Source organism: Micromonospora deserti, assembly GCF_003236335.1.
Classification (GTDB): Bacteria; Actinomycetota; Actinomycetes; order Mycobacteriales; family Micromonosporaceae; genus Micromonospora; species Micromonospora deserti.
Window position 1 is genome coordinate 1 of sequence record NZ_POUB01000252.1, and the last position, 8,787, is coordinate 8,787.

General features: G+C 74.7%; 7 protein-coding genes and 1 pseudogene. 2 read left to right on the plus strand and 6 right to left on the minus strand.

All coding sequences use genetic code 11. The features are described from left to right. Positions 1–119 precede the first annotated feature (119 nt). The 6 genes and pseudogenes from C1I99_RS25615 to C1I99_RS25640 form a co-directional block, all read right to left on the minus strand. A complete protein-coding gene (locus C1I99_RS25615; RefSeq protein ID WP_111136754.1) occupies positions 120–380 on the minus strand; it encodes a hypothetical protein in 261 nt (86 codons plus the stop codon). 67 nt (positions 381–447) lie between these two features. Next, positions 448–1,773 (minus strand): aminotransferase-like domain-containing protein, encoded by a 1,326-nt coding sequence (locus C1I99_RS25620; RefSeq protein WP_111136755.1) that lies wholly within the window; start codon positions 1,771–1,773, stop codon positions 448–450. Positions 1,774–1,776: 3 nt separating this feature from the next. Further along, positions 1,777–2,904: an alpha-hydroxy acid oxidase gene (locus C1I99_RS25625; RefSeq protein ID WP_111136759.1), complete on the minus strand. Its 1,128-nt coding sequence runs from the start codon at positions 2,902–2,904 to the stop codon at positions 1,777–1,779. Positions 2,905–2,968: 64 nt separating this feature from the next. Beyond that, positions 2,969–3,910: pseudogene (gene lipP1 / locus C1I99_RS25630) on the minus strand (LipP1 family hormone-sensitive lipase); the annotation flags it as partial. Then, the gene (locus tag C1I99_RS25635) at positions 3,907–5,130 is read right to left on the minus strand and encodes a cytochrome P450 (RefSeq protein ID WP_111136757.1); all 1,224 of its coding nucleotides are present in this window, start codon (positions 5,128–5,130) and stop codon (positions 3,907–3,909) included. The gene C1I99_RS25635 and the pseudogene lipP1, both read right to left, overlap by 4 nt. Before the next feature lie 58 nt (positions 5,131–5,188). Continuing rightward, a complete protein-coding gene (locus C1I99_RS25640; protein ID WP_199562393.1) occupies positions 5,189–6,466 on the minus strand; it encodes an SGNH/GDSL hydrolase family protein in 1,278 nt (425 codons plus the stop codon). Positions 6,467–6,775: 309 nt separating this feature from the next. On the opposite strand from C1I99_RS25640, the gene C1I99_RS25645 reads away from it, so the two are divergent. Together C1I99_RS25645 and C1I99_RS25650 are read left to right on the plus strand one after the other, a co-directional pair. Beyond that, complete coding sequence (locus tag C1I99_RS25645; RefSeq protein WP_111136760.1) at positions 6,776–8,365, plus strand: class I adenylate-forming enzyme family protein; 1,590 nt, start codon at positions 6,776–6,778, stop codon at positions 8,363–8,365. Further along, positions 8,362–8,787 (plus strand): MFS transporter (locus C1I99_RS25650; RefSeq protein ID WP_146604054.1); only part of this gene is annotated, 426 nt, incomplete at its 3' end. The genes C1I99_RS25645 and C1I99_RS25650, both read left to right, overlap by 4 nt.

Consider the following 8,787-nt stretch of genomic DNA (forward strand, 5'->3'; position numbering starts at 1 on the left):
GGGCGGGGCGTCGGCGTCGGCGTCGGCGTCGGCGTCGGCCGATTGGCGGCCGAGGCGCGGCGGACGGTGCCGAGAGGCGGTGCGTGTCGAGGAGGCGGGGCGTGTCGACGGAGCGGACGTCAGGTGACGGGGCGCTTGAGATGGTAGCGGTGCACCTCCGTGCTGCCCTGGACGTTGTTCACGTCCTCGGCGGCGGAGACCAGCTCCCAGCCCTCCCGGCCGGCCCGGTTGAGGTGCGCGATCGCCGTGTCGCCGTACGCGGTGATGTCCCGGCGGGACCCGTCCGGGCCGTACCAGGTGAAGCTGACGTGGAAATTGCGGCCCTGCCCCTGATAGCGGCGGACCAGCAAGGCGTACTCCCAGGCGACCATGGCGTCCATTATGGGTGTCCATCCAGGACGATGGAACGCGGGCAACGGCGCTTTGCCGTGCGGTGAACGGGGTGTGTCAAGCCACACCCGCGGTCGCGTCCCGCCGGGCCAGCTCGTCGGCGACGAGGCTGGCGAGCCGGTCCAGGCCGAGGTCGATCTGCTCCGGGGTGACGGCGCTGACCGACAGGCGTAGCGCGTCGACCGGGGCGCTGTCGTCGTAGAAGTGCGCCATCGGAGTCCAAAGCACCCCGTACTCCCGGGCCGAGCGGTCCAGCAACGCGTCGTCGACCCGGAACGGCACGGTGACCACCACGAAGAACCCCCCGGCCGGGACGGTCCAGCGCACCGGCGAGCCGGCCGGGAACCGCCGGGCCAGCCCGTCGACCAGGTGGCGCAGATTCCGGGCGTACGCGGCCCGCTCCCGGACGGTGGCGGCGACCAGGCTGCACCCGTGTTCCAGCAGCGCGCCGCCGATCACCGCCTGGGCGACCGCCGAGGTGTTGACGGTGACCATGCTCTTGATCTTCGCGAGTTGGTCGGCGAGCAGCCCGACGGTGCCGTCGGAGCCGGCCACCCGCTGGTCGGCCACCACGTAGCCGACCCGGGCGCCGGGCAGCACCGTCTTGGCGAACGAGCCCAGGTAGATCACCCGCCGGGCGGGGTCGAGCGCCTTGAGCGTCGGTAGCCGCTCGACGTCCCCGGCCGGGAAGAGGCCGTACGGGTTGTCCTCGACGAGCAGCAGATCCTCCTCGCCCGCCAGGTCGAGCAGTCGCCTCCGCTCAGCCAGGCCGATGCTCGTGCCCGACGGGTTGGCGAAGTCCGGCATCAGGTAGCAGGCGCGCGGGCGCAGCCCGGCGGCCCGGGCCCGGCGCACCTGGGCACGCAGGTCGGCCAGGTCCACCCCGGCCGGCCCGCCGGCCACCGGCCGCACCGGCAGGTCCAGCAGCCGGGCGGCCCCGGTCAACCCCACGTACGTGGGGGTGACGGCGAGCAGCACGTCGCGCGGGCCGGCGCGCAGCGCCCGCAGTACCAGGAACATCGCCTCCTGGCAGCCGACAGTCACCACGATCGCCTCCGGGTCGACGCTGATCCGCTCGTCGACGGCGAGGTTGCGGGCCACCAGGTGGTGCACGATCCCCTTGGTGCGGCCGTACTGGAACAGGGTGCGGTGCACCTGGGCGGGGCTCTGCCCGAGGTCGTCGGCGAGGTGCCGGCGGAAGGTGTCCAGGTGCCGGTGCAGCGCCGCGACGTCGAAAAACTCCTCGTACGGGCGGCCCGCGGCCAACGACACCGCCTCCGGGTAGTGCCCGGCGATCTCGTTGAGGAAGTTCATCGAGTTCAGCGCCGGGTCGTCGACCGCCGGGTGCAGGTCGGCGACGTGCAGGTCCACCGGTTCGGCCACGGCTCACTCCACCGTCATCGTGCGCAGCTCCCGGGCGGCTGCCGGGTCGGCGCAGCCGGCGAGGGTCAGCGCGTCCCGGAACTCGTCGGCGAGCAGCGCCAACGCGGCCTCCGCGCCGGCCCGCCCCCCGGCGGCGAGCGCCCAGAGCATCGGCCGGCCGACCAGCACGCCGTGCGCGCCCAGCGCCAGCCCGCGCAACACGTCGACGCCGCCGCGCACGCCGCTGTCCAGCAGTACCTCACACCGGCCGGCCACCGCGGCGACCACCCCGGGCAGCGCGCTGGCGCTGGCCGGCGCCCCGTCGAGCTGCCGCCCACCGTGGTTGGAGACCACCACCGCGTCGGCCCCGGCGGCGACCGCCAGCTCGGCGTCGCGCGGGTCGAGGATGCCCTTGACCACCAGGGGCAGGGCGGTACGCCCGCGCAGCCAGTCCAGGTCGGCCCAGCTGACCGCCGGGGCGAAGACCTCCCCGGTGTGCGCGGCGACCGCGGAGACGCCCGGCGCGGCGGCGTGGGCGAGGTCGTCCCGCCCGGCGGGCAGGTTCGCCGCGGTCACGTGCGGCGGGATGGCGAACGCGTTGCGCACGTCGCGCAGCCGCCGGCCGAGGATCGGCACGTCGACGGTGACGGCCAGCGCGGCGCAGCCGGCGGCGTGCGCCCGGTCGAGCAGGTCGGCGACCAGGCCCCGGTCGCGCAGCCAGTAGAGCTGGAACCAGACCGCCCCGCCGGCCGCCGCGATCTGCTCGATCGGCACGCTGCTCAGCGTGCTGGCCACGTACGGCACGCCGGCCGCGCCGGCGGCCGCGGCCAGGGCCGGTTCCCCCTCGGAGTGCACCAGCCGCTGGTACGCCATCGGCGCCACCGCCACCGGCATGGCGTGCGTCGCGCCGAGCAGTCGCGCCTCGGTGCGCGCGGCGTGCACCCCACGCAGCACCCGGGGCAGCACGGCGACCCGGTCCAGGGCGCGCCGGTTAGCGGCGAGGGTGGTCTCGGCGCCGCTGCCGCCGTCGATGAAGTCCCACACCTCGACCGGGAGCACCGCCCGGGCGGCCTCGGCGAGGTCGGCCAGCCCGGCCGGCGCGGGCGCCACGCCCAGCGGCACGTCCGGGGTCGGCAGCACCGCCTCAGCCATCGCCGGCGCCCGTCCCGGCGGCCACCGCCGCGCCGCCCTCCGCCGCCGGCTCCGCGCCGCCACTGCCGCCCCCGGCGGGCGGGAGGCCGAAGCGCTCCCGGAGGAAGGCGGCGGCCTGGTCCTGTGCGCGCCGGGCGTCGTCGAACGCGCCGGGCATGGCGAAGAACCCGTGGATCATTCCCGGATAGCGGGTCAGCGTGGTGGGCACCCCGGCGTCGCGCAGCCGCCCGGCGTACCGCTCCCCCTCGTCGCACAGCGGGTCGTGCTCGGCGGTGACCACCAGGGCCGGGGGCAGGCCGGTCAGGTCGGCGGCGAGCAGCGGCGAGGCCAGCGGGTCGCGGGCGTCGGCCGGATCGGCCAGGTAGTGGGCCCGGTACCAGGCCACCGAGCGGCGGTTGAACAGCAGCGGGTCGTCGCCGTCCCCGTCGACCTCGCCGGTCTGGTCGGTGTTCGGGTAGACCAGCAGTTGGGCGGCGAGGCGGGGCCCGCCCGCGCGGGCCAGCAGGGTCACCGCGGCGGCCAGGTTCCCGCCGGCGCTGTCGCCGCCCACGGCGATCCGGTCGGGGTCGACGCCGAACCCCCCGGGATGCGTGGCGATCCACCGGGTGGCCGCGTGGCAGTCGTGCACGGCGGCCGGGAAGCGGTGCTCCGGGGCCAGCCGGTAGCCGACGGTGACCACCTGGCAGGGCACCGCGTTGGCCAGCCGCCGGCAGATCCCGTCGGCGGTGTCGACGCTGCCCAGCGTCCAGCCGCCACCGAAAAAGTACACCAGGGTGGGCAGCGGCCCCTCCCCCGCCGGGCGGTGGATCCGCACCGGCAGGTCGCCGGCGGGGCCGGGAACCTGAGTGTCACGTACCTCGTGCACCGGCTCGACCTCACCGCCGGCGGCCCGGATCGCGGCCAGGTCGGCGGCCCGGGCCTCGGCGAGGGTCTGGGTGTACAGCGGCGGCGCCCCGGCCGCCGCGCGGGCGGCCCGGTATGCCACCACCTGCGGGTGGACGTTCATCGGCTCTCCTGTCCGCCGGTGTGCACCGGCAGCTTGTCGATGCCGCGCAGGAAGAGGCTGCCGCTGTACGACGGCGGCTCGGCGACCGCCAGCCGGGGAAAGCGCCGCAGCAGCCGGGGTAGCGCGAGGCGACCCTCCAGCCGGGACACCGCGGCGCCGAGGCAGTAGTGCAGGCCGACGCCGAAGGCCAGCGACGGCGGCCCGGGGCGGCGCGGGTCGAAGCGGTCCGGGTCGGGGAAGCGGGCCGGGTCACGGTTGGCGGCGGCGATGATCAGCAGCACGTTCTCGCCCCGGGCGACCGGCACCCCGCCCAGCACCATGTCCCGCGGCGCGGCCCTTGCCAGGAAGTGCACCGGCGCCTCCAGGCGCAGGATCTCGTCGACGACGCCCCGGGTCAGCGGATCGTCGCCGGGCAGCGCGGCGGCCACCTCCGGATGCGCGAGCAGCAGGGGAAGGCCGTTGCTGAACATGTAGACGGTGGTGACGAAGCTGGCGTTGAAGAGCACGATCAGGTTACTGATCAGCTCGTCCTCGGTCAGCGCCACGTTGCCGGAGTCGACCGCGTCGACCAGGGCGCTGATCAGGTCGTCGCCCTGCTGCCGGCGCCGGTGCGCGAGCAGCTCCCGGTAGAACGCGCGCAGCTCCCCGGCGGCGGTGTTGGCGGCGGTGAGCCGCTGCGGCGTCTTGCCGGCCACGTCCAGGAACTCGTCGATCCGGTCCACCCGCTCCCGGTACCAGCCCAGGTCGGCCTCCGGGATGCCGATGAGCTCCGCCATCACCAGCGCCGGGAGGGGGTACGCGAAGTCGGCCACGAAGTCGATCCCGCTGCCGCCGGCGTCCGCCATCCGGTCCAGCAGATCGTCGACGACCCGGACGATCACCGGTTCCAGGGCGCCGAGCCGGCGCGGGGTGAAGGCCCCGGCGAAGACGTGCCGCATGCGCGTGTGGTCGGGTGGGTTGACGAACATCATCGAGGTCAGGAAGGTCCGCAGCACCTCCTGCTCCGGCCAGCCCGACGGCGCGTGTTTGTACCACTCCGGGTCGCGCAGCACCCGGTCGACCAGGTCGTAGCCGACGGCGACAGCGGTGATACCCGGCTGGTCGGCGCGGGCCGGCACCGGGTTGACCGGGCCCAGCTCGTGCAGGCCCGCGTAGCAGGGATACGGGTTCTGCCGGCCCTCGTCGCTGTAGAGCCGGGTCAGCAGCTGCGTGACGTCCACGGTCGGTCCCCCCAGGATCGGCGGTGCGGGCGGCGGAGCGTCCGCCGCCCGCACCGGGTCACAGGCCGAGCAGTCGCAGCGGTACGGCGTCCGCCATCGCCTGGTTGCCCGCGTCGTTCGGGTGGATGTGGTCACCCGAGTCGTACGCGGGCAGCAGCCGGCTGGGCCGCGCCGGGTCGCGCAGCACCCGGTCGAAGTCGAGCAGGCCGTCGAACTCGGCGCTGCCGCGCAGGTACGCGTTGACCGCCTGCCGGGTCTGCTCCTTCTCCGGCGTCCAGACCCCCGGGTTGCCGTGCCCCTCGTACGGGGTCAGGGTGGCCACCAAGCTGCGCAACCCGCGCGCCTTGACCTGCTGGTTGATCTGCCGCAACGAGGCGATGATCTGCTCGGCGGAGTCACCGGACATCCAGATGTCGTTGATGCCCAGGTGGGTCACCACGGTCCGCGCGCCGGTCTGCGCGAAGACGTCCTCGTCGAGCCGGCTCACCGCGTTCGGGCCCAGCTCGAAGTAGCCGGGGAAGCCGCCGGCGCCGGGCTCGGGCCCCTCGTGGTTGAGCCGGTTGCCGGCGAGGCTGAGGTTGAGCACGCCGGGGGTGCGTACGTCGGGCCGGGTGTCGATGAGCCGGTCGGCGAGCAGGTCCGGCCAGCGCCGGTTGGCGTTGACGGTGCTGCCGTTGCCGTCGGCGATGGAGTCGCCGAGCACCACCACCGCGCCGGGGGTGTGCCGCCGCTGCACGTCGATGCCGGAGAGGAAGAACCAGCAGCAGTTCGGGCGGATGGTGAAGCTGGCGCCGTCGGCGGCGGAGGTCAGGTCGGTGGCGCCGATGAAGTTGGTCTGCCGGGACTGGCCGTGAAAGGTGACCGGGCCGGTCGGGGTCGGGAAGTGCACGGTGAGCACCAGGTCCTGCTGGTCGCCGACCGGGTAGTCGAGCGGGTCGCTGAGCAGCTCCGCGCCCCGGTTCATGGTCGCCGAGCCGGCGCCGTTGAAGGTCAGCTCGCGCAGCGTCGCCGGGTCGATGTCCGACAGGTCGTCGGGGGTCGCGGTGTTCGGGCGGGCGATGGTGGCCCGTCCGACCTGGACCGCCTGCTCGCCGTAGACGTTGCTGAGCCGCACCCGCAGGGTGGGGCCGCCCACTGTGGTGTGCACGACCATCCGGACGCTGTGGTTGTTCAGGCCGGTGTTGGTCAGGCCGGTCGCGTTGCCCCGGGTGACCGCGGCCGCCCAACTGCCCGCCCAGGTCATCCGCCCCGGCCGGGCGGTGTCGCTCGAGGACGGTCCGGCGCTCGCCACCACGGCCGGGGTGCCGGCCACCAGCAGCGTCGCCGCGGCGGTGATGACGTGCCATCTCTTCGGGGTCGACATTGAACCTCCATCGTAGGCAGCCCAGGGCCGTCCGCTGACGGCACCGCCTGGACGATTTCCGGAAACTAGCCGCCGCCGCTGACAGGCGTCAATCAACCTGATCGACGTGATCACATGTCCTCCGGTCCGCCGGCCGGGCCGTTCGGCTCTGTCCCGCGTCACCGGCGGATGCCTACGCTCGCAGACGGCGGCGGTGCGGTCGCCGGAGCGCGCCACCCGCCGCGTCGTCCCCGGAGGTTGCCCGGAGCAACCGCCGCCGCTGCGCGCATGGAGGGCTGCCGGATGACCGACCGACCGGAGCGACGGGCGAGTTACGTGCACCGGGCGCTGGAGCTGTTCGCCGGCTTCGGCGACCGGGAGGCGCTGGTCGGCGGGGGACGCCGGCTCAGCTACGCCGACGTGCGCGCCGAGGTGTGCGGGTTGGCGGCGACGCTGCACCGGCACGGCGTGCGGCCGGGCGACGCGGTGCTGCTCGCCCTCGGCAACCCGGTGGAGGGGCCGCTGGTGCAGCTCGCCCTGCACCTGCTGGGCTGCCGGACGATGTGGGTCGCCCCGGTCACCTCGCGGCGCGAGGTCGACGAGTTCGTCGCGCGGGCCCGCCCCGACGCCTTCGTCTACGACGCCCGCGACCCGGCGAACCTGGGGCCGGAGCTGGTCGCGGAGCTCCCCGGCGTACCGGTGTTCTGCCTCGGCCCGGGCGGCGCCGGTCCGGACCTCACCGCCCGGCCCGGCGACCCGGCCGGGCTGCCGGCGCAGGTGCCGGCGCCGGAGTCGTTCCTGCAGACCAGCGGCACCACGGGCACCCCGAAGCTGGTGCACCACCGGGAGAGCTTCTACGCGCAGATCCTCACCCTGGCCGGAGATTTCGTCGCCGCCGGGTTCCCGGTGCTGCGGCACCTGTCGTACTCGCCGATGTGGCTGGCCAGCGGTCAGATCACCAGCCTGTTCAACCTCTTCACCGGCGGGGTGCTGTTTCCGCGCGACGGCTGGGATCCGACGGCGTTCATCGCGACGGTGCCGACCGAGCGGATCAACTCCACGTTCGTCACCCCGCCGATGCTCTACGAGGTGCTCGACCACCCGGCGCTGCCCGGGGCGGACTTCTCCGCCATGGTCATGTTCAACGTGGGCGCCGGGCCCGCCGCGCCCGCCCGGCTGCGCCAGGCGATCGCGCGCTTCGGCCCGGTGCTGCGCATCGTGTACGGGCTGAGCGAGGCGGTGGTGGTCACCGCCCTGCCGGGGTTGACCGACGACCCGGAGCACCCGGAGCGGCTGCGCTCCTGCGGGCGGCCCTACGGCGACGTGCGGGTCGAGATCCGTGCCGAGGACGGCACCGTGCTGCCGCCCGGCGCGGACGGCGAGGTGTGGGTGCACACGAACCTTCGCTTCGCCGGCTACCACGGCCAGCCGGAGCTGACCGCCGAGACGCTGGTGGACGGCTGGGTGCGCACCCGCGACATCGGGCACCTCGACGCCGACGGCTACCTGTACCTGGTCGACCGGATGCAGGACCGGATCCTCACCCGGCAGCGCAGCTGGCCGATCCACTCCCGCCCGGTCGAGGACGTGCTGGCCGGGCACCCGCAGGTGCGGGCCGCCGCGGTGATCGGCGTGCCGGACGAGGTAGCCGGCGAACTGCCGTACGCCTACGTGGTACGCGCCCCCGGCGCGACGGTGACCGGCGCGGACCTGATCGACCTGGTGACCGCCGCGCTGAGCGACACGTGGGCACCGGGCGGGGTGGAGTTCGTCGACCGGCTTCCGCTGAACCGCTCCAACAAGGTCGACAAGCGCGCGCTGCGCGCCTGGTACGCCGCCGCGCACCCGTCGGCCATGGAGCACCCGGAGGCGTCGATCGGCAGCCGGGCGTGACGCCCCGGCGGGAACTGGTCACCCTGGTCGGCGCCGACCTGATCTCCAACCTGGGCAGCCGGGTCTCGGTGGTGGCGATCCCCTGGCTGGTGCTGGAGACCACCGGCAGCCCGGCGAAGATGGGCGTGGTCGCCGCCGCGGAGACGCTGCCCTACCTGCTCTCCAGCGCGCTGGCCACCCCCTGGGCGGACCGGATCGGGCTGCGCCGCACCAGCATCCTGGCCGACGTGGGCAGCGCCGGTCTGATGGTCGCGGTGGCCCTCACGCCCTGGCTCGGCTTCGGCACGCTCCTGGCGCTGGTCGCCGTGGTGGGCGGGCTGCGGGGCATCGGCGACCGGGTCAAGCACGTGATGTTCCGCCCGGTCGCGGAGGCCGCCGGGGTGAAGCTGATCCGGCTGACCTCCGTCTACGACGGGCTGGGG

Excerpts from the sequence above, each read along its gene's own strand:
- C1I99_RS25625 (WP_111136759.1), bottom strand. The coding sequence starts at position 2,904 with ATGGCTGAGGCGGTGCTGCCGACCCCGGACGTGCCGCTGGGCGTGGCG.
- C1I99_RS25615 (WP_111136754.1), bottom strand. The coding sequence starts at position 380 with ATGGACGCCATGGTCGCCTGGGAGTACGCCTTGCTGGTCCGCCGCTAT.
- C1I99_RS25645 (WP_111136760.1), top strand. The coding sequence starts at position 6,776 with ATGACCGACCGACCGGAGCGACGGGCGAGTTACGTGCACCGGGCGCTG.